This is a genomic window from Microbacterium sp. zg-YB36 (genome assembly GCF_024623575.2).
GTDB lineage: Bacteria > Actinomycetota > Actinomycetes > Actinomycetales > Microbacteriaceae > Microbacterium.
This window is the reverse complement of sequence record NZ_JANJFD020000001.1, coordinates 1,516,253-1,542,186: the sequence shown is the minus strand read 5'-3', so window position 1 is coordinate 1,542,186 and position 25,934 is coordinate 1,516,253. Positions and strand designations below refer to the sequence as shown.

At 70.5% G+C, this 25,934-nt stretch carries 24 protein-coding genes; 16 read left to right on the top strand and 8 right to left on the bottom strand.

Annotated elements, in window-relative coordinates:
* The first annotated feature begins 55 nt into the window (after window positions 1-55).
* Window positions 56-889, top strand: a complete 834-nt coding sequence (proC, locus tag NQ151_RS07940) for a pyrroline-5-carboxylate reductase (RefSeq protein WP_257507864.1) — start codon at window positions 56-58, stop codon at window positions 887-889.
* Between the two features lie 6 nt (window positions 890-895).
* Here the strand turns inward: proC and NQ151_RS07935 are convergent, their stop codons facing one another.
* Both NQ151_RS07935 and NQ151_RS07930 read right to left on the bottom strand, forming a co-directional pair.
* Window positions 896-1,567 (bottom strand): potassium channel family protein, encoded by a 672-nt coding sequence (locus NQ151_RS07935; protein ID WP_257507865.1) that lies wholly within the window; start codon window positions 1,565-1,567, stop codon window positions 896-898.
* Complete coding sequence (locus NQ151_RS07930; protein ID WP_257527647.1) at window positions 1,560-3,002, bottom strand: TrkH family potassium uptake protein; 1,443 nt, start codon at window positions 3,000-3,002, stop codon at window positions 1,560-1,562. The genes NQ151_RS07935 and NQ151_RS07930 overlap by 8 nt, the downstream gene beginning before the upstream one ends.
* A 67-nt stretch (window positions 3,003-3,069) precedes the next feature.
* Between NQ151_RS07930 and NQ151_RS07925 the strand changes: the two genes are divergently transcribed.
* From NQ151_RS07925 to NQ151_RS07900, 6 genes are all read left to right on the top strand, one after another.
* Entirely contained in the window at window positions 3,070-3,474 is a 405-nt protein-coding gene (locus NQ151_RS07925; protein WP_257507867.1) for an ArsR/SmtB family transcription factor, read from the top strand.
* A 125-nt stretch (window positions 3,475-3,599) separates the two neighbouring features.
* On the top strand, window positions 3,600-3,791 hold the full coding sequence (locus tag NQ151_RS07920; protein ID WP_257507868.1) for a helix-turn-helix domain-containing protein: 192 nt from the start codon (window positions 3,600-3,602) through the stop codon (window positions 3,789-3,791).
* Between the two features lie 80 nt (window positions 3,792-3,871).
* Window positions 3,872-3,970: a 30S ribosomal protein bS22 gene (locus tag NQ151_RS07915; RefSeq protein ID WP_003792170.1), complete on the top strand. Its 99-nt coding sequence runs from the start codon at window positions 3,872-3,874 to the stop codon at window positions 3,968-3,970.
* Between the two features lie 78 nt (window positions 3,971-4,048).
* Window positions 4,049-4,342, top strand: a complete 294-nt coding sequence (locus NQ151_RS07910) for a rhodanese-like domain-containing protein (RefSeq protein WP_257527646.1) — start codon at window positions 4,049-4,051, stop codon at window positions 4,340-4,342.
* Between the two features lies 1 nt (window position 4,343).
* Window positions 4,344-4,601 (top strand): glutaredoxin family protein, encoded by a 258-nt coding sequence (locus NQ151_RS07905; protein ID WP_257507870.1) that lies wholly within the window; start codon window positions 4,344-4,346, stop codon window positions 4,599-4,601.
* Entirely contained in the window at window positions 4,598-4,897 is a 300-nt protein-coding gene (locus NQ151_RS07900; protein WP_257507871.1) for a Dabb family protein, read from the top strand. Before NQ151_RS07905 ends, NQ151_RS07900 begins: the two co-directional genes overlap by 4 nt.
* 72 nt (window positions 4,898-4,969) lie before the next feature.
* On the opposite strand, the gene NQ151_RS07895 is transcribed toward NQ151_RS07900, so the two are convergent.
* Both NQ151_RS07895 and NQ151_RS07890 read right to left on the bottom strand, forming a co-directional pair.
* Window positions 4,970-5,758, bottom strand: a complete 789-nt coding sequence (locus NQ151_RS07895) for a tyrosine-protein phosphatase (protein WP_257527645.1) — start codon at window positions 5,756-5,758, stop codon at window positions 4,970-4,972.
* A 40-nt stretch (window positions 5,759-5,798) separates the two neighbouring features.
* Window positions 5,799-7,235, bottom strand: a complete 1,437-nt coding sequence (locus tag NQ151_RS07890) for an MFS transporter (RefSeq protein WP_257527644.1) — start codon at window positions 7,233-7,235, stop codon at window positions 5,799-5,801.
* A gap of 310 nt (window positions 7,236-7,545) precedes the next feature.
* Between NQ151_RS07890 and NQ151_RS07885 the strand changes: the two genes are divergently transcribed.
* Window positions 7,546-8,205 (top strand): YoaK family protein, encoded by a 660-nt coding sequence (locus tag NQ151_RS07885; protein WP_257527643.1) that lies wholly within the window; start codon window positions 7,546-7,548, stop codon window positions 8,203-8,205.
* On the top strand, window positions 8,202-11,687 hold the full coding sequence (locus tag NQ151_RS07880) for an FUSC family protein (RefSeq protein ID WP_257527642.1): 3,486 nt from the start codon (window positions 8,202-8,204) through the stop codon (window positions 11,685-11,687). The genes NQ151_RS07885 and NQ151_RS07880 overlap by 4 nt, the downstream gene beginning before the upstream one ends.
* A 73-nt stretch (window positions 11,688-11,760) precedes the next feature.
* On the opposite strand, the gene aspS is transcribed toward NQ151_RS07880, so the two are convergent.
* The gene (gene aspS / locus NQ151_RS07875; protein ID WP_257527641.1) at window positions 11,761-13,113 is read right to left on the bottom strand and encodes an aspartate--tRNA(Asn) ligase; all 1,353 of its coding nucleotides are present in this window, start codon (window positions 13,111-13,113) and stop codon (window positions 11,761-11,763) included.
* Window positions 13,114-13,212: 99 nt separating this feature from the next.
* On the opposite strand from aspS, the gene NQ151_RS07870 reads away from it, so the two are divergent.
* The 6 genes from NQ151_RS07870 (at window position 13,213) to ccsB (ending at window position 18,867) form a co-directional block, all read left to right on the top strand.
* Entirely contained in the window at window positions 13,213-13,908 is a 696-nt protein-coding gene (locus tag NQ151_RS07870) for a DedA family protein (RefSeq protein ID WP_257527640.1), read from the top strand.
* Between the two features lie 50 nt (window positions 13,909-13,958).
* Entirely contained in the window at window positions 13,959-14,591 is a 633-nt protein-coding gene (locus NQ151_RS07865; protein ID WP_257527639.1) for a histidine phosphatase family protein, read from the top strand.
* Window positions 14,591-15,205: a TlpA family protein disulfide reductase gene (locus NQ151_RS07860; protein WP_257527638.1), complete on the top strand. Its 615-nt coding sequence runs from the start codon at window positions 14,591-14,593 to the stop codon at window positions 15,203-15,205. The genes NQ151_RS07865 and NQ151_RS07860 overlap by 1 nt, the downstream gene beginning before the upstream one ends.
* On the top strand, window positions 15,202-15,951 hold the full coding sequence (locus tag NQ151_RS07855) for a cytochrome c biogenesis CcdA family protein (protein ID WP_257527637.1): 750 nt from the start codon (window positions 15,202-15,204) through the stop codon (window positions 15,949-15,951). The genes NQ151_RS07860 and NQ151_RS07855 overlap by 4 nt, the downstream gene beginning before the upstream one ends.
* Window positions 15,932-17,662 carry a cytochrome c biogenesis protein ResB gene (resB, locus tag NQ151_RS07850; protein ID WP_502883560.1) on the top strand — a complete coding sequence of 577 codons (1,731 nt, stop codon included), beginning with the start codon at window positions 15,932-15,934 and terminating at the stop codon, window positions 17,660-17,662. The genes NQ151_RS07855 and resB overlap by 20 nt, the downstream gene beginning before the upstream one ends.
* A gap of 155 nt (window positions 17,663-17,817) precedes the next feature.
* Window positions 17,818-18,867, top strand: a complete 1,050-nt coding sequence (gene ccsB / locus NQ151_RS07845) for a c-type cytochrome biogenesis protein CcsB (RefSeq protein WP_257527636.1) — start codon at window positions 17,818-17,820, stop codon at window positions 18,865-18,867.
* A gap of 45 nt (window positions 18,868-18,912) precedes the next feature.
* On the opposite strand, the gene NQ151_RS07840 is transcribed toward ccsB, so the two are convergent.
* Window positions 18,913-20,163: an MFS transporter gene (locus tag NQ151_RS07840; RefSeq protein WP_257527635.1), complete on the bottom strand. Its 1,251-nt coding sequence runs from the start codon at window positions 20,161-20,163 to the stop codon at window positions 18,913-18,915.
* A gap of 64 nt (window positions 20,164-20,227) precedes the next feature.
* Here NQ151_RS07840 and NQ151_RS07835 point away from each other — a divergent pair, with 64 nt between their 5' ends.
* On the top strand, window positions 20,228-20,836 hold the full coding sequence (locus NQ151_RS07835; protein ID WP_257527634.1) for a CGNR zinc finger domain-containing protein: 609 nt from the start codon (window positions 20,228-20,230) through the stop codon (window positions 20,834-20,836).
* A gap of 99 nt (window positions 20,837-20,935) precedes the next feature.
* Here NQ151_RS07835 and NQ151_RS07830 read toward each other — a convergent pair whose 3' ends face one another.
* Together NQ151_RS07830 and NQ151_RS07825 are read right to left on the bottom strand one after the other, a co-directional pair.
* Complete coding sequence (locus NQ151_RS07830; RefSeq protein WP_257527633.1) at window positions 20,936-22,987, bottom strand: YhgE/Pip domain-containing protein; 2,052 nt, start codon at window positions 22,985-22,987, stop codon at window positions 20,936-20,938.
* A complete protein-coding gene (locus NQ151_RS07825; protein WP_257527632.1) occupies window positions 22,984-25,806 on the bottom strand; it encodes an efflux RND transporter permease subunit in 2,823 nt (940 codons plus the stop codon). Before NQ151_RS07825 ends, NQ151_RS07830 begins: the two co-directional genes overlap by 4 nt.
* Between the last annotated feature and the right edge of the window lie 128 nt (window positions 25,807-25,934).

Here is a 25,934-nt window from a genome sequence, read left to right as displayed (position 1 = left end):
GATGGCACCCGGCCGTCGCAAATCCCTCTCGCGGCACGTCTGAAAGGATGGATGCATGACTTCTGCGCTGCCTGCTGTCGCGATCCTGGGTGCCGGTTCGATGGGCGGGGCCGTGCTGCACGGTCTGGTGAAGTCGGGCCTGGCACCCTCGGTCACAGTGACCAACCGCACCGCGGCGAAGGCGGCCAAGCTGGCAGACCTCGCCGGGGTGACGAGCGTCGCCCTGGAGCAGAATCCGGACGGCAACGTGCAGGCCGCGGCATCCGCAGACATCGTCCTCATCGGCGTGAAGCCGGGTATGGTGCCGGATCTGCTGCGCGAGATCTCCGGCGACCTGCGGCCCGGGACGATCGTGGTGAGCCTGGCCGCCGGCGTCACCGTCGCGACCTTCGAGCAGATCCTGGGCGACGGCGTCGCGGTGCTGCGGTCGATGCCGAACACCCCCGCGCTGGTCGGCAAGGGCGTGACCGGCCTCGCCGCCGGCACGACCGCGACCGCCCACGACGTCGCGCTGGTGCGCCGGCTGTTCGAGACGGTCGGCGCAGTCGTGGAGGTTCCCGAGGACCAGATCGACGCGCTGTCGACGATCTCCGGGTCGGGACCGGCGTATGTGTTCCTGCTGATCGAGGAACTCACCAAGGCCGCCGTCGCGAAGGGCTTCGATGAGGCCTCCGCGCGGCTCATGGTCGAGCAGACGTTCCTGGGCGCGACGGCACTGCTGGAAGCGTCCGGCGAGGAGCCGGCGGAGCTGCGCCGTCAGGTCACCAGCCCCAACGGGACCACCGAACGGGCTGTCGCCGTGCTGGCGGAGGCGCGCCTGGACGACCTGTTCACGACGGCGACGGATGCCGCGCTCGCGCGGGCCCGGGAGTTGGCCGCCGGATCCTGACGCGGGTCAGCGGTCGAGTCCGGCGAACCGCTCGATGTCGGAGTTGGTGCCCGACACGATGATGAGGTCGTGGTTGGTGACCACCGTGTTGGCCTCGGCGTAGCGGAACGGCTTGCCGGGGCTCTTCACACCCACCACCGTCACGCGGTACTTGGTGCGCACGCCGGATTCGTTCAGACCCACGCCGCGGATGAACTTCGGCGGGTACATCTTGGCGAGGACGAAATCGTCGTCGAACCGGATGAAGTCCAGCATCCGCCCGCTCACCAGGTGCGCGACGCGCTCGCCGGCTTCACGCTCCGGGTAGACGACGTGGTTCGCGCCGACGCGGGCGAGGATCTTGCCGTGCGACTGCGAGACCGCCTTGGCCCAGATCTGCGGGATCTTCAGGTCGACGAGGTTGGCGGTGATGAGCACGGATGCCTCGATAGACGAACCCGTCGCGACGATCGCCACCTGGAAGTCCTGCGCGCCCACCTGCCGCAGCGCGTCGATGTTGCGGCCGTCGGCCTGCACGGTGTGGGTGACGCGCTCGGACCACTTCTGCACCAGCTCGAGGTTCGCGTCGATCGCGAGCACCTCACGGTCCAGGCGGTCCAGCTCGCCGGCGCACGCGGCACCGAAGCGGCCGAGGCCGATGACGAGGACGGGGGCATCGCCCCGGATCTGCTCAACCAACGATCGGCCTTTCCACCGGCATCGAGTACAGCTGCGAACGTGTCGTGGCAGCCACCGCAGCCGCGAGAGTCACTGTACCAACGCGGCCCATGAACATCGTCGCCGCCAGCACGTAGATCGCGGAGTCGGGCAGCTCCGCCGTGAGGCCGGTCGACAGGCCGACGGTCGCGAAGCCCGAGATGACGTCGAACAGCACCAGCTCCACCGGCGCCTTGGTGATCTGCGCGATGGTGATGGTCGACACCGCCACGATCGTCGCGCCCCAGGCCACGACCGACAGCGCGACCCGCTGCACGTCGCTCGGGATGCGCCGGCCGAAAACCTCCACCGACTGGCGCCCCTTTGCCTCGGACCACACCGCGAGGGCGAGCACCGCGAGGGTGGTCACCTTGATGCCACCCGCCGTGGACGCCGACCCGCCACCGACGAACATGAGCATCGAGCCGACCAACAGCGACGAGCCGTTCAGTTCGCCGATCTCGATCAGCGAGAATCCGCCGGAGCGGGTCATCGCCGAGAGGAAGAGCGATTGGAACGCGGTGTCCCAGGCATCCATCGACCCGAAGGTCTTCGGGTTGAGGTACTCCAGTCCGACGAACACGACCGCGCCGACGAAGAACAGCACGATGGTGGTGATGAGAGTGAGCTTGGCGTGCAGCGACCAGCGCCGCACGTGCCAGGTGTGCCGCCACAGCGTGAAGATCACCGGGAATCCGATCGACCCCAGGAATACGCCGGCCATCAGCACCGTGAGCAGGAAGTAGTCGTCCGCGAAGGGCGCCAGGCCCTCGGCATTGGGAACGAAGCCGGTGTTCGTGAACGACATCGCCGCGTAGTAGGGCGCCTCCCAGAGGGCGGCGACCGGGTCGATGCCGGCGATGATCAGTGCCGGGTAGATCAGGACGGTCAGCGCGGCCTCGATGATGAGCGTGGAAAGTGCGACCGTGGCCAGCAGCTGACCGACTTCCCCCAGCCGCACCGTCTGGCCCTCGTTGACGGGACCGCCGTGTGCGCGCAGCGGGTTGCTGTCACCGGCGGCGATGAGCTTGGCGCGCAGCCCCAGGCGCTTGGAGATCACCAGTCCCAGGATCGACGCGAGCGTCAGCACGCCCAGTGCCCCGACGTTCACGCCGATGTAGGTGATCACGTGGCCCAGCGGCGACCAGTGTGAATACATGTTCACCGTCGACAGGCCCGTCACGCAGATCGTCGACACCGCGGTGAACAGTGCGTCGGCCAGTGCAGTGCGCTTCCCGTCCGCCGCAGCGGCGGGGAGTGAGTACAGCGCCGTGAACACCAGGATGAGCGCGACGAAGATCAGCACGGCGAACCGGGCGGGAGAGGAGGTGGTCAACGCCCGCAGTTCGTCCCACGCCGAACGAAGTCCGGCCAGGGTGCGGCGCCGCAGACGCGTGCCGACGGTGTGCCCCGTCATGCGGCGTCCCCCTCGCTCTTGGATCCGTGTCATGGTACTCCCGCACGGCCGCCGCTAACCTATCCCCATGGCGGATATCTTCGACGTGATCGCCGACGGCACCCGTCGGGACATCCTGCAGCTTCTGCTCGACCGAGCGTCCAACGGCGAGCGTGGTGGTACCAGCGTCTCGCACATCGTGCACGACCTCGGCGTCAGCCAGCCGACGGTCTCCAAGCACCTGAAGGTGCTGCGCGAAGCCGAGCTCGTTTCCGTGCGCGAGGAGGGGCAGCACCGCTACTACAGCCTGTCCACGGCGCCCCTGGATGCGGTGGACGACTGGCTCGTGCCGTTCCTGCTCGAAGACGAGGCCGACGACGGCGCGCACACCCTCAACGACTCGGCGGCGCAGGCGGCCGACGCGGTCGGCCGGGCCGCGGCATCCGCCAAGCACGCGTTCACCAGCGTGTTCAACAAGATCCCCGGCCGCTGACCGAAGCCGGGCTCCGCGGTCGCGATCGGACTAGCACGCGCTCGTCCCATCTGCACCACCGGTCACACCTGTTTACACGCGTCGCCCGTTCGCTCTAGAGTGACCACAGCGTGAGGGGGGAAACCATGGCTGAGCTGCCTGATATGCGGTTCTTGACGGTCGCTGAGGTCGCCGACCTCATGCGCGTGTCGAAAATGACCGTCTACCGCCTGGTGCACGCCGGCGAATTGCCCGCCGTGCGCTTCGGTCGCAGCTACCGTGTCCCCGAGAGTGCCGTCCTCGAGGCCCTGCAACGTCCCATCGCCGACGTCGGCTAGACTGGCACGAGGCATTTTCCGTTTGCCCGATCTTGGGCGTGGTACCACCGCGCCCAGACCCCCGACATAGTGAGGTTCCCGTGGGTTCTGTCATCAAGAAGCGTCGCAAGCGCATGGCGAAGAAGAAGCACCGCAAGCTGCTTCGCAAGACTCGCCACCAGCGCCGCAACAAGAAGTAAGCGGCATCCACTAAGCGCCCCCGACCGGTCGATGACCGCGTCGCAGGGGGCGCTTCGTGTTCCGCCGAAAGGAGTGTCATGAAGTCGATCACCGTTCAGCAGCTGCGGGAGCGTCAAGGCACGCCGCTCATCGACGTGCGCGAAGAGCATGAGTTCGCCGCCGGCCATGTGCCGGGGGCGATCAACCTGCCGATGTCACAGTTGGGCGACCAGCTCGACCGGCTTCCTGACGAGCCGTTCGACGTCATCTGCCAGGTCGGCGGCCGCTCCGGTCAGGTCGTCGCCGCGCTCACGCAGCGCGGTTACGACGCGACCAACGTCGACGGCGGCACGAGCGACTGGGTCGCGGCGGGTTTCCCGATCGAGCACTGACGTGACCACGATCACCCTGATCTCCAAGCCCGACTGTCACCTGTGTGACGTCGCGCGCGAGATCGTGGAGACCGTCGTCGCCGAACTCCCCGAAGACCGCGTCGCGGTGCAGGAGAGGTCGATCCTCGACGATCCCGCGCTGTACGACGCGTGGTGGGAGAAGATCCCGGTCGTCCTCGTCGACGGCCGGCTGCACGCACACTGGCGCGTCTCGGCCGACCGGCTGCGCGCGGCACTGACCGAGGAGGTCCCCGGATGATCCGTCACATCGTGGCATTCAAGCTCGCCGCCGACGACGCGGCGACGCGCACCGAGCAGGCCGCCGAGGCGGGCCGCCGGCTGGAGGCGCTGGTCGGTGTCGTTCCGACGCTGCGCTCGATGAGCGCCGGCGCGAACGCGCTCGACCTCCCCGGCAACTGGGAGCTCGCCCTCGTCGCGGACTTCGACGACGTCGCAGGCCTCGATGCCTACCAGGAGCACCCCGCGCACAAGGAGGTCGCCGCGTTCATCGGCGGCATCCGCTCCGACCGCGTGGCCGTCGACCTCGAGATCTGACGCCGCCGCGCGTTCGGGTGGCAGTTGTGGTCGCTTCGCGCGCCCGCAAGCGGCACGAAGTGACACCTGAGCTCAGGTGGTCAGGCGCGTGCGCAGCGCCGCAATCTCCGCGTCGGTGAGGCCGCCGGTGCCGAGGTAGGCCGCCGCGCCGCCCTGGTCGTCGACCCAGGCGAGGGCCTCTTCGATGGCGGATGCCGGTGACCCCGCGATGAGGGTGGTCAGCGCCGGGGTCAGCGACACGCCCATGGCAGCCACGGTGCCGAGCATGCGATCCGCCCACGGCCCGGCGAGGTTGCGCTCGGACAGCGTGTAGTCCGCGACGATCGCGTCGCGCTCGACGCCGGCCGCATCCAGGATCAGCGCGATGGCGACCCCGGTGCGGTCCTTGCCTGCGGTGCAGTGCACCAGCACGGCTTCGTTCTCGGAGGTCGGAGTCCCGATCGCACGGGCGACGTCGGCGAACGCGGATGCCGCGTGCTGCAGCATCCCGAGATAGAGGGCGCCGAGGGTGGGCAGCCGGTCCAGCGCATCGCCGATCGCGTGAGCAACGGCATCCGGATCACCGGTCTGCATGGCCTGTTGCGCGAGCCCGGTGATGGCGCCCTCGAGCAGCGGAAGCTGCAGCGTGCGGAAGGTGCGGCCGGCCGGCAGCCGGTCTGGGGCCATCTGCTGCTCGAACGGGGTCCGGAAGTCGACGATCACGTCGATGTCGGTCGCGGCGAGCTGCTCGAGGCCTCTGGGGGTCAGGCCGCTGAGGGCATCCGAGCGGTAGAGCACGCCCTCCCGGGTGGTGCCACCTGATGCCAGCGGCATCCCGCCGGTGTCGCGGAAATTGACGGTTCCATCCAGGCGCTGCGGCATGCGGCGAGCCTAACCCGCCGCATGCGGCAGCTGCGTCGGGTCAGCTGTGCGCGACCGATGCCGCGCCGCTGCCCGGGATCATCTCGTGCCGGGGGCCGCGGATGAAGACGATCGCGATGACCGCGGCGATGGCCATGCCGACGGCGGCGGCGACGAACGCCGCGCTGTACCCGTCGATCAGGGCGTTTGCCGGTGGCAGGCCGGCACCGTGCGGGCCGACGACCGAGGCGTAGATGGCGGTGAAGACGCTCAGGCCGATCGAACCGCCGATCTGCATCGCCGAGTTGGCGGTGGCCGAGGCGATACCGGCATCGTGTGCCGGGACGCCGGCCAGCGCCAGGTTCTGCAGCGGCACGAAGATGAACGCCATACCGGCACCCATCACGATGAGCGGGGCCAGCACCTCGACGGCGTACGCGCCGCCGGTGATGCGCGACAGCAGCAGCAGGGCCGCTGCCACCACGATCGGGCCGGTGATCATCAGCGGACGCGCGCCGATGCGCGCGAGCAGCTTCGTCACGATCGGCGCGGTGACCATCGTCCCCAGCGGCAGCGGCAGGCTCGCAAGCCCAGCCTCGAGGGCCGACATGCCCATCACCAGCTGCAGGTGGAACGTGAGGTACAGCGTCGCGCCGATCATCACGCTGCCGGCAACGGCCTGGATCAGGAACGCGCCGGCACGCACGCGGTGGGTGACCACGCGCAGTGGCAGCAGCGGCTGGTCCACCTTCGTCTCGATCCACACGAACAGCGCGATGAGCGCCACGCCCACGGCGAGGAAGAGGATCGTCGAAGGGCTGCCCCAGCCGTGCTCGGCGAGGCTGAAGCCGTACACCAGCGAGCCGAGGCCGAGTGTGACCGTGATTGCCCCCCAGACGTCGTACCGGTTGTCGCCTTCGGCCCTGGATTCGCGCAGGAACAGCAGCGCACCGACGATGCCGACGATCACGAAGAAGATGTTCACCAGCAGGCACCACCGCCAGCTGAGGAACTCCGTCAGCACACCGCCGAGCGCCAGCCCCACGGCGGCGCCGGCACCGGCGACGGTGCCGAACACGGCGAAGGCGGTGTTGCGGTCCCGGCCCGAGGGGAACGTCACCGTCAGCAGTGCGAGGGCGGCCGGTGCCAGCAGTGCCGCGAACACGCCCTGCAGGCCGCGTGCGGCGATGAGTTCGAACCCGGACTGAGCGAGCCCGCCCCACAGCGACGCGAGGCCGAAGCCGACCATGCCGACCATGTAGGTGCGCTTGCGCCCCCAGTAGTCGGCGATGCGTCCGCCCAGCAGTAGCAGCGCGCCGAACGCGAGGGCATAGGCGGTCACGACCCACTGCCGCGCACTGTCGGTGAGATCGAGCGCGATCTGGGCTTGAGGGAGCGCGATGTTCACGATCGTGCCGTCCAGCACCACCACGAGTTGCGTGAGGGACAGCACCGCCAGGGCCCACCAACGGGTGCGCCCGGACAGGGGTGTAGACATCAAAAAAACCTCCGGGGGTCTGGGTGAGAGATGCCGGAGGTTTCTAGCCTCGGACCGCCGGAGGAACCCCGGTCGGCCACCCTGCGACTGTGCGCAGGCAGAATTCGAGTTTACCGCGGCGCGGGGACGAGGGGTGTGTCAACCCCCCTGTCCGCCGTCTCCGGGGCCACCTAAGCTCGCCCGCATGACCGACGTCGAGCGCTCGAGGGGCAGCCACCTGCACGCGGTGCCGCACCCCGTTCGGTGAGACGTCATGCGCGCGGCTTCTCTCGAAGGGACGTGGTTCGACGATGATCCGCAGGGTCACGGAGTGTCGCGTGTCCATGTCGGGTGTCTCCTCGCGCTGACCTTCGGGACGGGGATCGTCGACGCCCTCAGCTGGATCTCGCTGAACGGCGTGTTCACGTCGAACATGTCGGGGAACGTGCTGCTGCTGAGCATGGGGGCGGTCGGTGCGGGCGGCACCGATTGGGGGCCGGCGCTGTTCTCGCTCGGCTGGTTCCTGCTGGGTGCTGCCGTGGCCGGTCGCATCGGACGGGGTGAACCGCCGAGATGGACGTCACGTACGACCGCGGTCGTCGCGGGCGTGGCCGTCCTGCTCACGGTGGTGGCGGCGGCGACCGCCGTCTGGCCGCCTCATCGGTTCGCGGCATCCGCCTTCACGGTGACGGCGGTGCTGTCGTTCGCGATGGGGGCGCAGGGGGCGGCAGCGGTGCAGGTGGCGGTGTCGCAGATCATCACGGTCGCGGTTTCGAGTACGACGGTGGGGCTGGGCATGACTCTCTTCCTCGGCGTGGGCCTGCGCGATCTCGGCGTGCTGCGCCGGATGCTGGCGATCGTGCTGATGGGGCTGGGTGCCGCCGTCGGGGGTGTTCTCGCCGCTGACGCATTCGCTGTCGGGATTCTGGTGGCAAGCATCGTCGCGGCATCGGCCGCGGTGGTGGGACACCGCTCCCGGGATCGGCTGTGAGCGCGACCGCATGGCTCCTCGGCGGGGCGCTTCTGGTGCTGGTGACACTGGGTGACGCGCTGGTCACCGTGCTGGACGCCGACGCCGGCGGCCCCGTCGTGAACCGTCTCGTGCGCGGTGAGTGGGTGCTGCTGCGCGGGGTGACGCGGCGGCTGCGGCGCGCACGGCGGCCGGCCGCCCTGCGCCAGGCGGGTTCGCTGCTCATGGTCACGGCGATCGTGTGGTGGGTGTGTGGCACCATCGCCGGCTTCAGCCTCATCTACTTCGGCGCCATGCTCGCCGCACGGGATGCCGACGCGGACTATGCGCACGCGCTGTACCTCGGCGCGTGGCCCGCGTCGCAGCTCGTCCGCGGCAGTACGGGCGACGACGACGCGCTGCTCGTGATCGCCGTCGTGCAGGCGGTGGTCGCCGTGCTGGTGGGCGTGCTCGTCCTGGCGTTCGTCTCCGGCGTGGCCGGGGTCGGGCGGGCGCTGCGCACCCTGTCGGCGCGCTACTTCCGGGCCGGGCGCGGCATCCCCGACCCCATCGACGTGCTCGCGCCGTATTTTCCCGATGGCCGGCCGCGCCGTCTCGATCCGTGGCTCGGGTCGATCATCGAGCCGCTGAGCGCCTACTCGGCTGGACTTGCCCGAAACCCGCTGGCGTACTACCTCCAGAGCGGGCGGGATCAGGTCTCCCTGCCGTTCAGCCTGTACATGACGGCGGGGGTGGTCGGGGCGCTGCGCTGGGGGATGCCGACGGCGAGTGCGGCCGCAACGCAACCGGCGCTCGTACCGCTGGCCGATCACCTCGAGGAGCTGCAGTCACGGCTGCGGCGGATGCTGCGCGTCCCCGTGCCATCGGCTCCCGCGCCGGTGCGGGTCGAGCAGTTCGCCCAAGAGGTGGCGGCGTTTCGGGAACCGGGGCGAAGGCGCAGCATCGACCCCGGAGTGCTGCGGTTCCTCACCGTGGAACGACGTGCGGCCGCGCTCGTCCGCTCGTCGGCGACCATCGACCCCGACGACGCCCATCGTCGCTACACGCAGTGGCTCGCGTTCGACGTCGAGGCGCAGACGCTGCTGGCCGCCGTCAGCCGTGACCTGGACTACCAGCCCGTCTACCGGGGCCTCGCCGCCACGGCGGGCGCGGGCGCCCTCGACCGTACGCCCGGCACACCGTTGCCGGCCGCGATCACCGGCCCCCGGGTACCGATCATCCCGGCACCTGGCGAAGACCCTTCCGGCAGCGGTCGGCGTCCCTTCGGACCCACGGCCTGGGTGCGGCGGCAGCTGCTGTTCATCGATCCCGGCCGGGTGCGGGTGACCGATGCGCTGCGAAGTCTTGCCGCCGTCGCGGTGGCGGTCGTCCTGGCGGTGGTCGCGACGAACGTCATGTCGGTGGCCGCCACGGGCAGCGCAACGATCGCCGCGATGATCGCGCTGTTCGCCACGCCCTCGGTGGCCGCCGGCGCGACGGCGCGGGCGCGGCTGGCAGCGACGGCGGTCGCGGTCATCCCGGTCGCATTCGCGATCACCTTCGGCAGCCTGCTGCCGAAAGATCCCGTCGCCATCGCGGTCGCGATGGCGATCGTGGCGGCAGTGGCGGTGTGGCTGCGCAGATTCCGCCGACTGACGGCGCTGGCGCAACTGGGGTTCGTGACGTTCTACTTCAGCCTGCTCATCGGTCTCACCCCCGGCGCGATCCTCAGCACGCTGGCGTGCGCCGTCGCGGGACTCGCGGCCGCCTGGCTCGCGCAGACCATCCCGGAGCCCACCGTCCCCCGTCAGCTCGACGGCGGGATCGCCGCCCTCTACGAGCGCGTCGGGGTGCTCGTGGACACGATGGTCGATCTCGTGTCGACCGGCCGCACCGACCGGCGGCTGGTGCGCGCGCTCCTCGCCGAGCGTGCGGCGCTGGAGCGCACGGTCGACCAGATCAGCGGGCCGATCGACAGGCTGACGCCCGCGCAGATGTCGCCCGAGCGAGCGCGCACACTGCGCATCCGCGTGTTCGACGTGCAGTTGGCGGCGGAGAACCTGCAGGCGCTGCTGCCGGTCGTGTCGCGTACCTCGATCACACCGGAGGAACGCGCGAGGCTGGCGGCCGATCTCGTGGCGGTGCGTCTCGAACTGAGCACGTTCCGGGACGGCGCGTCGGGTACGGCACCCCCGGTGCGGCGCGCGCCATGGCAGCCGCCGCACGGACTTGCTCCCGAGGTGCGCCGCATCCTGTTCGCCACGGTCGAGCTCCTCGAAGCGGTCGACGGGTTGCGGCTGCTGCAGCTCGCCCCCGATGGGACCGGCGAGGCGGATTCCGGCGGCCCGCGCGGCGCGGAGACAGAGGGCGTCGCCGCTGATAGCGCCGCCGCGACGGAAGGCGTCGCCGCGGCGGATAGCGCCGCCGCGGACAGCGCCGCCGTCACGGACAGCCCCGCCGCCACGGAGGCTGCCGCGGCACGATCGACGGCGCATGCCGCCCCGGCGGCGGAGGCTGGTGGGCTGCGTCCCAGCGACAGGCAGGCGGTGCAGGCAGGGTTCGCCACGGGCCTCGCGCTATTCCTGGGGAGCCTCGTGTCCACCAGTCACCAGTACTGGGCAGCGATGCCGGCGTTCCGGGTGATCAGCGACTCCGATGGTGAGACGCGACGCAAGGCGATTCAGCGCATCGTCGCGACGATGGCCGGCTCCGGCATCGCCTTCGGCCTGGCGATCGTCGCGGGACACAGCGCGCTCTGGGCCTTTCCGCTGCTGATCGTGAGCGTGTTCTTCATGACGCTGTCGCGGTCGGTGGCCCCGGCGTGGATGGGCTTCTGGGTCACCCTGATGCTGGCGACGATGTACGACCTGCAGGGCACCCTCGATGTCGAGACGGTGCAGATCCGGCTGGTGGAGACCGCGATCGGTGCGGTCGTGGCGGCCGTGATCGCCGCCGTTGTGCTGCCCACGCGCACCGGTACGCGCGTGGTGGCGAGCATGGGCCACATCCTCGACGAGACCGGCGCGCTCCTCCAAGACCAGCTGGCACCACTCGTAGGCGGTGTCGCGCTCGAGCGGGACGCGCGGGCGGAGCGGGAGAGCCAGCTCGGCCGGCTGATGATGCAGCTGGAGGAGCTCGCCAAGCCCGTCCGGCGCAATCCGGGCGCGTTGCGTGCGGATGGCATCGAGGCTCAGCTGACGGCGCTGTGGTCGGCGCTGTACTACGCACGTCGCCTTGGCCGTGCCGTGACCCGCATCCACCCGTCGATGCCGGAGGCTGCGGATTGGGGTGCGCTCGTGCAGGCGACCGACGAGAACGTACAGGCCGCGCGCGACGTGCTCGCGGGGCGGCTCCCCGAGCGACTGCATCCGGCGGAGGACTTCGCCGTGGCATCCGAAGCGGCGGCGCGGGTGTCGCTGCAGCTGACCCGGCTGAATCAGGCCCTGCTGGCCCTGATCGACGCCGTCGCCCCCGGCACCACCGCCGCGACCCTGACCTCCGCCGCCCCGCCCTCCACCCGGTGAAACGACAGCTGGTCGCCGAGACCGTGGGAAATTCCCAACGTCTCGGCGACCAGCTGTGGTCTCACGGTTTTGGTTAGGGGGCCAGGCGCGTGGGGCCCCGGAAGAGGTAGGTCACCTCGCGGATCGAGTCCTGACCCAGCAGCAGCATCATGACGCGGGCCAGGCCCATGCCGAAACCGCCGTGGGGCGGGGCGCCGAAGCGGAAGAAGTCGAAGTAGAAGTCCAGGTGCTCCGGCTCCAGACCCTTCTCGCGCGCCTGCTCGATCAGCACGTCGACGCGGTGCTCGCGCTGTGCGCCGGTGGTGATCTCCACGCCCTTGAACAGCAGGTCGTACGACTTCGTCAGCCCGGTCTCGGCGTCGCGCATGTGGTAGAACGCACGGATCTCGGGGTGGTAGTCGGTGATGAAGACGAACTGGTGCCCGTAGGTCTCCTCGACGTAGGCCGAGATCTGTCGTTCGCCCTCGGGGTCGAGGTCACCGTCGGTGCGGGGGACCTCGTAGCCGCGGGACTTCACGATCTCGAGGGCCTCGGCCAGCGGGATGCGCGGGAACGGGATCTGCGGCACCTGCACCTCGATGCCGAACAGCTCCTCGATCTCGGCGCCGTGCTTGTCCTTGACCGCCTGGATGGCCGTCGCCAGCAGCTCTTCCTGCATCGCGGCGACGTCTTCGTGCGAGTCGATCCAGCTGATCTCGGCGTCGATCGAGGTGAACTCGGTCGCGTGACGGCTCGTGAACGACGGGTCGGCACGGAAGGCGGGGGCGATCTCGAAGATCTTGCCGAAGCCGGCGACCTGGGCCATCTGCTTGTAGAACTGCGGCGACTGCGCGAGGTAGGCCGTCTTGTCCTCGAAGTAGGGCACCTCGAACAGCTCGGCGTTGGACTCCGACGCGGATGCCATGAGCTTCGGGGTGTGGATCTCGATGTAGTCGCGCTCGATCCAGTACGAGCGCATCGCGTGCTCGAGGGTGGTCTGCACGCGGAAGATCAGGTTGTTGCGGCGCTGGCGAAGGTCCAGGAACCGCCAGTCCATGCGCTTGTCCATGCCGCTGTCGGCGGCGATGGGGGTCTCCGGGAGGGCGGCGGATGCCACCTCGAGCGAGCCGATCTTGATCTCGACCCCGCCGAGCTTGACGCGCTCGTCGTGCTTGAGCTCACCGGTGACGGTGAGGAAGGTGCCGGTGGTCAGCTCGGAGATGAGCGAGGTCAGCGCGAGCTTGTCGGCATCCGGCTCGGGTGCGTCGACCGCGTCGGCGGCGGCGGGGCGGGTGGCCGGGTTGACCAGCTGCACCGCGCCCGTTTCATCCCGCAGGATGACGAACTGCACCTTCTTTTGATCACGGACGGTCTCTACCCATCCGGACACCGTGACGGGCCCATCGGGGAGACCCTGAAGCTGCTGGACGAGAACGCGTTCACTCACGATCGACCAGTCTACGTGGGGGAGGCTTTCGGGAAATCCCGCCCGACGCGTACGGGCTTCCCCCAGGTTCCAGCGTGGCCCCTTCCCTACCGTGGGGTTATGACGCTCGCCGCCGTGACGATTGCCGCCGCCGCCACCGATGCCTCGGACGGCTCCTGGCTGACCGCACTGGCGGACTGGACGGTGTCGCTCATGGACACCATCGGCCCCGTCGGCGCGGGAGCTGCGACCGCGCTGGAGAGCCTGTTCCCGCCGCTGCCCAGCGAGGCGATCCTGCCGATGGCGGGTCTGGCGGCCAGCCGCGGCGGATTCACCCTGCTGGAAGCGCTGCTGTGGACCACGGCCGGATCGGTCGTCGGCGCCTTCCTTCTTTACGGGCTCGGCGCCTGGCTCGGTGCCGGTCGGCTGCGCTGGATCGCCGCGAAGGTGCCGCTGCTGCACCCCGAGGACATCGACCGCACCATCGCCTGGTTCGCCAAGCACGGCGGCAAGGCGGTGTTCTTCGGACGCATGATCCCGATCTTCCGCAGCCTCATCTCGATCCCCGCCGGCGTCGCCCGGATGCCGCTGTGGCGCTTCGGGCTGCTCACTCTCGCGGGCAGTGCGATCTGGAACAGCATCTTCGTGCTGGCCGGGTTCTTCCTGGGGGAGTCGTGGCACATCGTCGAGGCGTATGCCGACGTGCTGCAGTACGTCGTGATCGTCGCCGTCGCGGTGGGCGTCGCCTGGTTCCTCTACGCGCGGATCCGGCTGCTGCTGGACACACGCCGCGCGATCGACCCCGACGCGGCTTAGGTTCCGCCCGCTCAGCGCGTGCACAGAACCGACCACCGTAGACTTGCCGCGTGCCTGCCGATCGCCTCCATCTCGTGCGCCACGGGGAGGTCTACAACCCCCGCCGGGTGTTGTACGGCCGGCTCCCCGGCTTCGGCCTGAGCGACGACGGCCGCCGCATGGCCCGGCAGGCCGCCGAGTACGTGCAGGCACTGCAGCGCCCCGTCGGCCACCTGGTGTGCTCGCCGCTGCAGCGCACCCGCGAATCGGCCGAGCCGTTCACCGAACTGTTCGGCGTGGAACCGGTCATCGATGACCGCGTCATCGAACCGACCAACGTGTTCGAGGGCCGTCGCATGAAGCGCGCGCTGGTCAACCCCATCAACTGGCGTCACCTGCGTGCCCCCGATCTGCCCAGCTGGGGTGAACCGTACGCACACATCGTGGCGCGGATGGATGCCGCGATGCGCGACGCCTGGGCGGGCACCGCCGCCGGCGACGCGGTGATCGTCTCGCACCAGCTGCCCATCTGGGTCACCCACCTCGCCGTCACCGGCGCATTCCTGCGACACAACCCCACCCAGCGCCGCTGCGCGCTGTCGAGTATCACGAGCCTGCGCCTGGACGACGACGGCACCTGGTCGGAGATCGGCTACGTGGAGCCGGCGACGCTGTCCGGCGCCGTGGACGTGGGAGCGGTGTGATGGCCCCGCGACGCACTCCCCGGCTGCGCACCGTCGCCGCCGCACTGGCCGCCGTGGCGCTGACGGCAGGCCTTGCCGCCTGCACCGGGCAGAACGACGACCTCGTCGATGCCTACCAGGAGGGCGACGGCTTCGTCTCCCGCGACTTCGCCGTCACCGAGATCGCCGCGGCCGACCGTGAGGCGCCGATCGAGTTCTCCGGCACCGCCGTCGACGGCGGCACCGTCACCAGCGATGAGCTGGCCGGCGACGTCGTCGTGGTCAACTTCTGGTACGCCGGGTGCGGCCCGTGCCGCGCCGAGGCCCCCCACCTGCAGGAGGCGAACGAGCAGTTCGCCGACGCGGACGTGTCGTTCCTCGGCGTCAACATCTACGACGAAGCCGCCACCGCGGCATCCTTCGATCGCACCTACGGCATCACCTACCCGTCGGTGCTCGCCCACCGCGACCCCGACCTGAAGCTCGCGTTCGCCGAGGTGACGTCGCTGCAGGCCGTGCCGACGACCCTCGTGCTCGACGGTGAGGGGCGCCTCGCCGCGCGCATCATCGGGCAGCTGCAGGACGCCTCGATCCTGACCACGATCGTGCGCGACACCCTGGCGGAGAGCTCGTGAACCCGTTCGCGATCGTCTTCGACGGCGCACTGTGGCTGGCGATCCCGATCGCGATGCTCGCGGGGCTGGTGTCGTTCCTGTCCCCGTGCGTGCTGCCGCTGGTCCCGGGGTACCTGGGCTTCCTCGGCGGGGCCGCTCCGGCCCGCGCCGGCGGCACCGGCGGGAAGAACAAGTCCCGGCTGCTGTGGGGCGTGCTGCTGTTCATCGCAGGGTTCACCGCGGTGTTCGTGGCGATCTTCGTGATCGGCGGGACGCTCGGTCAGCTGTTCATCCGGTATCAGGACCCGATCACGCGCGTGCTGGGTGTCATCGTGATCCTGCTGGGCCTGGTGTTCATCGGCGTCTTCGGCGTCGCCCAGCGCACCTTCCGACCCCGCATGCGCGAGAATCTCGGCTTGGTCGGGGCCCCGCTCCTCGGTATCGCGATGGGCATCGGCTGGGCGCCGTGCATCGGCCCGACGATGACGGCGATCCTCGCGATCTCGATCAATCAGGGCGACCCGGTGCGTGCCGGCATCCTCGGGGTGGCTTATTCGCTGGGCCTGGGCCTGCCGTTCATCCTGCTGGCCATCGGCTTCGGCTGGGCGACCCGCTCGGTCGCGTTCGTCAAGCGCTACATCCGCGCCATCAACATCATCGGAGGCATCCTGCTGATCGCTCTCGGACTGCTGATGGTCACGGGTGTGTGGACCGATCTGATGTCACGGCTCGGGGCGGTGATCGGCAGTGTCCAGCTCCCCCTCTGACACGGTGACCCCCGACGAGCCGATCGACGGTCCCATGCGGCCCGCCGATCACGCCGACGGCGACGCTCCCACCGGCATCCAGCAGCCCAACCTCGGCTTCGTCGGATGGCTGCGCTGGGGCTGGCGGCAGCTGACCAGCATGCGCACGGCCGTCGTGCTGCTGCTGCTGCTGGCGATCGCCGCGATCCCCGGGTCGATCGTGCCGCAGCGCAGCGCCGACCCCAACGGTGTCACGCAGTACAAGTCCGACAACCCGGACCTGTACCCGATCCTCGACGGGCTGAGCCTGTTCGACGTGTACTCGTCGCCGTGGTTCTCGGCGATCTACATCCTGCTGTTCATCTCGCTGATCGGGTGCGTCATCCCGCGTACCAAGCACCACTGGAAGGCGATGCGCTCCCGCCCGCCGCGCACGCCCGCACGGCTGTCGCGCCTGGACGATCACACCGATGCGGTCGTCCCGCTGCCGGAGGGGACGGATGCCGAACCCGTCGCCGCCGAGGCGATCGACCTCGCCGGCGACCAGCTGCGCAAGGCCGGGTACCGCGTGGAGCGCTACGACGGCCGCGGCGTTTATTCGGTGTCGGCCGAGCGGGGCTACCTGCGGGAGACCGGCAACCTCGTCTTCCACGGGTCGCTCGTGGGGGTGCTGGTGGCCGTGGCCGTCGGGGGCGGGTTCACCTACACCGGCCAGGACGTGCTGGTGGAGGGGCAGAGCTTCGTCAACACGCTCGCGGACTACTCCTCCTTCAACCCGGGGCGGTTCGTTGATACCGAGGCGCTGCCGCCGTATTCGATGACGCTGGAGGAGTTCCAGGTCAACTACATCCCGATGGGCGAGCAGGGCGCCGGGCAGGCGGGCGATTTTGCCGCCGTGCTGACGACGAAGGTGCCCGGCCAGGACGAGCAGGCCGCCGAAGTGCGGGTCAACCACCCCGTCGACCTCGAGGGCGACCGCATCTACCTGATGGGCAACGGCTATGCGCCGACCATCACCGTGCGCGACGCCGACGGTGAGGTCGTCTTCAGCGAGTCGGTGCCGTTCCTGCCGCAGGATGCCGCCATGACCTCGCTCGGTGTCGTCAAGGTGACCGACGGGCTGCCGGAGCAGCTGGGCATGATCGGGTTCTTCTATCCCACCGCGACGGCGCTGAGCACCGGCGCGCTGACCTCGGTGTACCCGGCGCTCATCAACCCCGTGGTCACCCTCGACGTCTACGCCGGCGATCTCGGCATCGACGACGGCACGCCCCGCTCGGTCTACACGCTCGACCCGGAGGGCATGGAGCAGCTCACCGGTCGCGCCGTGGATGCCGACTCGATCGAGCTGGCCCCGGGCGAGACGGCCGACCTTCCCAACGGCTGGGGCACTGTGACGTTCGAGAATGCCTCGCCCGCCGGTGCCGAGGGGTACACCGAATCGGTGCCGCGATTCGCCTCGCTGTCCATCCACCGCGACGTGGGCGCCCCGTGGGTGCTGTTCTTCGCGGTGCTGGCGACCCTCGGGCTCATGGTGGCGCTGTTCATGCCGCGCCGGCGCATGTGGGTCAAGGCGACCGTCGACGGCGGCACCGTGCGCCTCGAGTACGCCGGTCTTGCCCGAGGCGAGGACCCGACGCTGCGCGCGGCCGTCGACGACGTCGCCCGTCGCCACACCGACGCCCTAGAGTCCCGCCTCCGCTCCCGAGTGAGTATTCGCGCTGCCGAGTGAGTATTCGCGCTGCCGAGTGAGTATTCGCGTCGCCGAGTGAGTATTCGCGTCGCCGAGTGAGTATTCGCTTCGCCCAGTGAGTACTCGCACCCCACCCCTCTGTACCGCCCCGCCCGCCCGCTTCGGCGGAAGGGGCCCGACGTAGACTGGATGCCATGCCTGCGACCGAAGCGCTCTCGCTCGACGACGTCTCCCTGCTGCTGGTGTGGACGGCCATCGTCATCTATGCGCTGGCCTTCGTGGCATACGCCGTCGACCTCGCCCGCCGCTCCGACCAGGCCGTCAAGGCGCAGGATGCCCGTGCGCGCGAGCTCGTCGGAGCCGGCGCTGCCGGTGCCCGCGAAACCGCCGGTCAACTGCGCGCGCAGGAGGAGGCGGCCGCGGCCGAACTCGACGCGCGCCCCGGCAAGCGCGCCCGATACCTGTGGGCGCGGATCGGCACCGCACTGACGTGGCTCGGCTTCGGATTCCACGTCGCCGCCGACGTGCTGCGCGGCATCGCGGCCGAGCGGGTGCCGTGGGCCAACATGTACGAGTTCGCCCTCACCGGCACCATGCTCATCGTCGCGGTGTACCTCGGCGTGCTGTTCCGCTACGACCTGCGCTTCCTCGGCGCGTTCATCACCGGTCTGGTCGCGGTGCTCCTGGGCGGGGCGACGCTGTACCACGTCGACGTCGTGCCCCTCATGGACCCGCTCAAGAGCGTGTGGCTCGTAATCCACGTCTTCGTGGCATCCCTGTCGACAGCCTTCTTCGCACTCGCGTTCGCCCTGTCGGTGTTGCAACTGTTCCAGGCGCACCGAGAGACGCGGGCCCGCGCCGCCCAGGCTGCCGCCGTCGACGGCGCCGCCGCCCGCCCGGTGCGCTCGGGGTTCCTGCGCATTCTGCCCAGCGCCGACGCGCTGGAGTCGCTGGCCTACCGGTTCGCGATCATCGGGTTCATCTTCTGGACCTTCACCCTCATCGCCGGGTCCATCTGGGCCAACGACGCGTGGGGCCGCTACTGGGGCTTCGACACGAAGGAAGTGTGGACCTTCGTCATCTGGGTGCTCTACGCCGGATACATCCACGCCCGCGCCACCCGCGGCTGGCGCGGCGTGCGCTCCGCGTGGCTGTCGATCATCGGCTTTGCCACCGTGATCTTCAACTTCACGATCGTGAACCAGTTCTTCAAGGGACTGCACGCCTACAGCGGCCTGGAGTAATCCGGCGCCTGGGTCGGGGAGTGGATGCCGGAACCCGCCGCCGAGTCAGCGGCGGCTGACCACCGCCAGCTCAGCAGGATCGCCGATTCGCGGCAGCGGCGACAGCGCGACCCACACGATCGTGCCCAGGCACAGGATCGCCCCGATCGTCATCGCCCCGCGCGTGCCGATCGCTTCGCCGACGAACCCGCCGGCGGCCGATCCCAGCGCGACGGTGCCGTAAGTCAGCCACCGCATGCTGGCATTGACGCGTCCGAGGATCCGATCCGGCGAGCGGTACTGCCGGATCGTCACGAGGATGACGCTCGACAGTGCGGTGCAGGCGCCGTTGACGGCCAGGATGCCGCCGAGCGCGGCGATGACCGCCACGGTGCCCCACGAACGCTCCACGACGGGCAGCCCGAGCAGCACGACGCACTCGACTGCGGCGCACCACATCAGCGGACGACCCGCGCCCCATCGCCGCACGACCGCCGCGGAGCACATCGCGCCCAGCACGGCACCGGCCGCCCCCACCGCGAAGACCAGTCCGATCGCCGCGGCATCCAACCCCAACGTCGCCACCGCGTGCAGCGGCAGCAGCACCATCACCCACTGGGAGAACGGGTTGTAGATCGCGGAGAACCCGAGGTTGGCCACGAGGTACCGGTCGGCCCGCACGAACGCGAGCCCGTCGCGCAGCGCCCGGAGGAACGGCGTGGATTGTCCCGGCGTCTCCGGCACGCGCACGCGGGCCAGCGCAATGGCGGATGCCGCGTACCCCACCGCCGTCGCGCACAGCGCCGCCGGTGCGGTCAGCAGCTGCACGAGCGCCCCGCCGATGCCTGGGCCGCCGACCTGCATCGTGGCCGTCGTCGCCTGCAGGCGCGCGTTCGCCTGCGGCAGGAAGGCCACGGGCACGACCGCCGGGAGGAAGGACGGTGTCGCGACCTCGAACAGTACGAGGCCGCACCCGACGATGCCCACCAGCGCGATCAGCAGCGGCATGGACAACCCGCCGGATGCCGCGATGATCGCGGTCGCGGTGATCACCACCGCCCGCACGACGTTCGCGGTCATGAGCAGGGGGCGGCGGCGGAGTCGATCCACGAGCACCCCCAGCGGCAGCGCGAGGATCAGGAACGGCGCCCACCGTGCCACCCCGAGCAGGCCGAGATCGGCCGCCGAGGCGTGCAGCGTCAGCACCGCCAGCAGCGGGATGGCCAGCTCACCGATCTCATCGGCGAGCACGGCGGCACCCTGAGCACCCCAGATGCGGCGGAAGTCCGGCATCCACACGGGTGTTTCGGGTTTCATGCATGTGACGCTTCCACATCGGGTGCACATGTGTAAAGGGGCAATTGTGCGTTAGTCTGCCGGCATGGATGCCGCATCTGTCCGCGTCGAGCCGCGAGAGGTCTTCGCTCGCATCGGGGGAGATGTCTGCCTCGATCTGGTCAACACCGTCGACTGGCGGCTCAGCGCGACCCGGCGCATCGAGCACCTGGCCGAGTTTGCCGACCTGGTGCGATGGGCGGTGCAGACCGGGCTGATCGATGCGGCGGAGGCTGCCGCGCTCACCGCGTCGGCCGAGGCCGATCCGCAGGCCGCCGCCGCCGAACTCGACCGCGTCGTCGCGCTGCGCGAGGCGTTCTACGCCGCCGCGTTCGAGGCCGGGCCCGCCGATCCGGTGACCGCCGAGCACGCGGCAGCGGTGGCGGCGGGCGGGCTGCAGCAGCACGACGACGAGTGGCGGTGGCGGCATCCGGTGAATCTCGCCCTGCCCCGGCGGCGGATTGCGATCGCCATGCTCGACCTGCTTCGCCATGGCCGCACCGACCGCCTGCGCCAGTGCGGCGACGCCGCGTGCGGCTGGGTGTTCCTCGACACCTCGCCCCGGCACAACCGCCGCTGGTGCGTCAGCGAGGACTGCGGCAACCGCAACCGGGTGCGCGGCTACTACGCCCGCACTCGCGCCGCCGCGGGCTGAGCCGCCATCTCCCCGGTACAGGCGATCTCACCGGCACAGGTCGTTTCGCGGGGAATCGTCCTGTTGCGGGGAGTTCTCCTGTGTCGGGGAGAGGGGCGCTCAGGCCGCAGCGGGCTGCAGCACCGCGCGGGCCGAGATGGTGCGCCGGCTCGCCACCGCGATGGTGGTCGCCAGGAATGCCAGGACTGCCCACATCAGGAGTCCGACCACGGCCGCACCCACGCCGCCGGTGGAGGCCAGGGCGCCCAGCAACGCCTGGTAGGCCGGGGCGGTGGGCATGAGCGACGCGATCGAACTGAGCACACCCGGTGCCGTCGAGACGATGCCGGTGGCGATCGCGAGCACGCCGACGAGGGCGGCGGCCCACCGTCCCGCGCCGCCGAACACGGCGACCAGAGCCTGGTTGACGGCGGCGAAGGCGACACCGGCGAGCATGCACAGCACCGCGAACAGCGACCACTGGCCGCCGTCGTAATCGGCCGCCAGCTGCACGATGCCCGCGACGAGCAGACCCTGCGCCGCGCCGATCGCCGCAGCCGGGGCGAGGGAGCGCAGCGCCAGCAGCGCCGAGGGGCGACGGGACGTCAGCGTCCGGGCGGACACCGCCCGCAGCGCCACGAACGAGCCGAGCCCGCCGAACCACAGCGGCAGCATGGTCAGCAGCGGCACCGCCGATTCACCGAACAGGTTGGTGCCCAAGCCTTCGGCACCGACGGGGTCGGCGACGACCGACGCCAGGTCGCTGGCCTCGGCGTCGGTGTACGACGGGAGCGAGTCGGCGGCGGTGTGCAGACCGGCCGCGAGCGTGTCGGTGCCGTCGGCGAGCTGCCCGGCGCCGTCGGCGAGAGAGGCGCCGCCGTCCGCGGCATCCGCTGCCCCGGACGCGAGCGCATCTGCACCCGACGCCAGCTGCGCGGCGCCGGAGGACAGCTGCCCGGCACCGTCGGCGAGCTGGCGCACGCCGCCGGCCGCCTGCTGTGCGCCGTCGGCGAGACCCTGCATGCCGCCGGCGACCTGCGCGGACTGCGTCGCGAGCTCCTGCAGCCCGGCGCCGAGCGCGGGCAGCTGGTTGAGTCCTTCCAGGCCCGCAGCGATCGTCCCCGCCTGGCTGATCAGGGCCTGCGCCGTCGGCAGCGCGGCCTGCGCCTGCTGCGCCGCGGCGGTCAGGTCGGCACACATCTCGGGGGTGCCCGCCGCGTCGCACTGCTCCGCGAGGCGAGCCAGCTCCGCCGCCGACGAAGTCAGCTGCTGGTTGATCGCGGCGCTGTCCGCGCCGATCCCGTACGCGGCATCGATGACCTCCTGCGGCACCTGCGGCATGTCGGCCGGAAACTGCCCGGCGATCGTGCCGAGGGCGTCGGCGATGCGATTGGTGCCGTCGGCGAGGGTGGTGGCCCCGCCGGCCCAGGCATCCAGGCCATTTGCCGCTTCGGTCGCCCCGCCGGCGAGCCCGGCTGCTCCCGACGCGATGCCGTCCGCTCCGGTGCCGAGTTCGGCGGCACCGGAGGACAGCAGCCGGATGCCGTCGGCCAGGCTCACTGCGCCCTCGGAGGCCGTGCGCGCCCCGCCGGCGAGTTCGGTCGCGCCGTCGGCGGCCTCGCCGAGCTGGTCGCCGAGGGTCGTGAAGCCGAGGAACACGTTCTCGAGGTACACCTGCGACAGCTCGGTGCCCATGAGCGTCGCGGCCGCCCCGGTGACCTGCGCCGTGATCGCATCGTCCACGACCAGGCTGTCCGGCGCGGTGGTCACCGAGATCGTGGCCCGCTCCGGGGTGGCGCCGGGGGCGGTGGAGGTGGCGGCGGCGGAGAAGTTCTCCGGGATCGTCACGACGGCGTCATAGCTGCCATCGGCGAGGCCCTCGCGGGCGTCATCATCGTTCGTGATGGTCCAGGTCGGGTTGCTGGGGGTCTCATCGGACCCCTCGACGAGGCCCGCGGTGAGCTGGCGGCCCAGCGGCACCATCTGCCCGTCCAGGGTGACCGGCTCGTCGTCGTTGACGACGGCGACGGTCATCGCGTCCAGCCGCTCCGCCGGGTTGTACAGCGCGGCGATCAGGATGCCGCCGATGACCACCGGCAGCAGCAGCACGCCGGCGAGGGTGAGCCAGGTGATGGGTCGGCGCGAGCGGGCGCGCTCGAGGAAGAGGGTCATGCGTGGGCCTTGCTTTCGGAGATGGATGCCGCGGCGGCGTCATCCGACGCGGTCGCGGGCACGTCGTGCAGTTCGAGGATGGCCGGCGCGGCGCGGTGAGCGGCGGCGAGCACGATGCTCGCGGGGCCGTCGGGCTGTCCGGTCGCGACGACAGTGAGCGCGGCGCGGGGATCGTCGGACCGCTCGCGCAGCGCGGCGGCCGCGTCGCGCAGCACCGCTGCCGCGGCGTCGCGGTGCTCGGCGGGCAGGGCGTCGAGTCCGTCGACGACCACCAGACGCGGTGACCCGTTGCACGCGGCGTGCAGCGCACCGACCGGGTCGGCGGCGCCGTCGAGCAGGGCCACGCCGACGTGCGCACGCACCCAGGCGGCGCGTCCGGGCAGCAGGTGTCCGGCGACCCGCAGCAGGCCGTCGTCGGGCGTCACCCGCCCGGCCACCATCAGCGCGAACGCACGCGCCGCGCGGGGTTCCCCTGCCACCAGCAGCGTGCCGCCGTCCTCGACATGGAACGATGCGCCGGCGAACAGCGTCACCTCGTCGCCGTGGGCGTCATCGGCGCGCACCGTCACGCCCTCGCCCGCCACGGCGGCGGGCCGGTCGGGCCAGTGGGCGCTGGCGAGTTCGCGCTGTACGGCCTCGCCCTCGATGTCGAAGTGGGGCAGACGACGCTCGAGCCACCGCGGCATCCACCACGCCTTCTCGCCGAGCAGGGCCATCACCGCCGGGACGAGGGTCATGCGCACCAGGAACGCATCGATCGCGATGCCGACGGTCAGCCCCAGGGCGATCGGCTTGATCGACGAATCGCCCTCGGGCACGAAGGCCGCGAAGACGGCGAACATGATGACCGCCGCCGCCGTCACGACGCGTGCCGACGCGGTGAAGCCGGAGCGCACCGCTGCCACCGCGGTGAGTCGATCGGCGCGGCCGCCCCGCTCCCGCCGGGCGTGCACGTAGTCCTCGCGCATGCGCGAGACGAGGAACACCTGGTAGTCCATCGCGAGGCCGAACAGCACGCCCATCAGGATGATCGGCATGAAGCTGATGACCGGGCCGGTGCGGGCGACATGCAGCGCGTCGGCGAACCAGCCCCATTCGAACACCGCCGCCACGACGCCGAAGGATGCCGCCACCGACAGCAGGTAGCCGGCGGCAGCGGTGATCGGCACCCAGATCGAGCGGAACACGATCGTCAGCAGCACGAGCGACAGCCCGACGACGAAGATGCCGAACGGCACCAGAGCGGCGCCGAGCCGGTCGGAGATGTCGATGCCGACGGCGGTGTACCCGGTGACCTTCAGATCGACCCCGTACTCCTCGAGCAGGCGGTCATGCTGCCCGCGGAGCTCCCGCACCAGGTCGGCGGTGGCGGGGTCATCGGGTGCTGTCTCGGGCACGATCTGGACGATGCCGGTGTCGGCGGTCTCGTTCGGGGTCGCCAGTGCCACCTCGGCCACGCCGGGGATCTGCGCGATCTCGTCGCCGAGGTCGGTCATGAGCGTCAGCGGGTCGGTGGAGGTGACGATCGTGCCGGTCATGACCAGCGGCCCGTTGGTGCCGGGGCCGAAGTGCTCGGCGGTGAGGTCGTACGCCTGGCGCGCCTGGCTCGACGTCGGCTGCACGCCGGCGTTGGGCAGGGCGAGTCCGAGCGATGCCGCCGGGATCGCGACGATCCCCAGGCCCACCACGATCGCCACCGTCGTCACGACCGGGTGACGGGTGACCCCGGTGACCCAGCGCTGAGCGAAACCACCGCTGGAGCGGGGTTTGCGGGGCCGGCGGGGTGCGCGGCGTGCCCAGCCGACCACGCGGCCCTTGGTGAAGCCGAGCAGTGCCGGGGTGAGGGTGACTGCGACGGCCACCGCAATCGCGACGGCGGCGGCCGCGGCGATGCCCATCGTGGTGAGGAACGGGATGCCGGCGAACGCCAGGCCGATCAGGGCGATGAGCACGGTGACCCCGGCGAACATCACGGCGGAGCCGGCGGTGCCGGTGGCTCGGGCGGCGGACTCTTCGGGGTCGATGCCCTCGCGCACCTGATCCTGATGTCGCGCGACGATGAACAGGGCGTAGTCGATGCCGACCGCCAGGCCCAGCATGAGCGCGAGCATGGGCGCGGTCGAGGAGATCGACGAGAACGCGGTCGCGACGTAGATCAGCGCGATCGCCAGCCCCACCCCGATCAGGGCGCTCACCAGCGGGAACCAGGCGACCGCGAACGAGCGGAACGTCACGATCAGCACGAACAGCGCCAGCAGCACGCCGACGGCTTCGATGATGGTCAGGGCGGGGATGGATGCCGAGAACAGATCGCCTCCCAGCGCCACCTGCGAGCCCGCCGGCAGCGAGTCGCGCAGCTGCGCGGTGACATCCTGCAGTGCGTCGGTGGCGGCCTCGCTCACGTCGGTGGCCTGCCCGTCGAACTGCACCCGCACGATGGCGGCCTGGGCGTCCTCGGAGACCAGACCCGTGACCATCTCGTCGAACGGGTCGGTCACCGCCAGCACGTCGTCCAGATCGGTCAGGTCGGTCACCGTGTCGGCGATGGCATCCGCATACGGCTCGTCCGTGACCTGGGCGCCGTCGGCGGCCACCACGACCAGCTGGGCGCTGGTGCCGCTGGCCTGCGGGAAGGTGCGCTCCAGCAGCAGGATGCCCTCCTGCGCCTCGGTGCCCGGGATCGAGAAGGCGTTGTCGGTGCCCTTCATGAACAGTCCCGCGCTTCCGCCGACGATCGTCAGCAGCAGCAGCCACGACAGCAGCACCCGCCACGGGTGACGGTACGACCAGCGGCCCAGGGAGAACAGGAGAGTGGACACGGCGTCCTTCGATCGGCGGTCGGCAGGTTCGATACAGCGCTGTATCCGATACGTAGGTGTATCGTAATAGCCGCCGGAACCGCGAGTCTGTGCGGTTCATGTGAAACGGACAGGACCGAGATGACTCA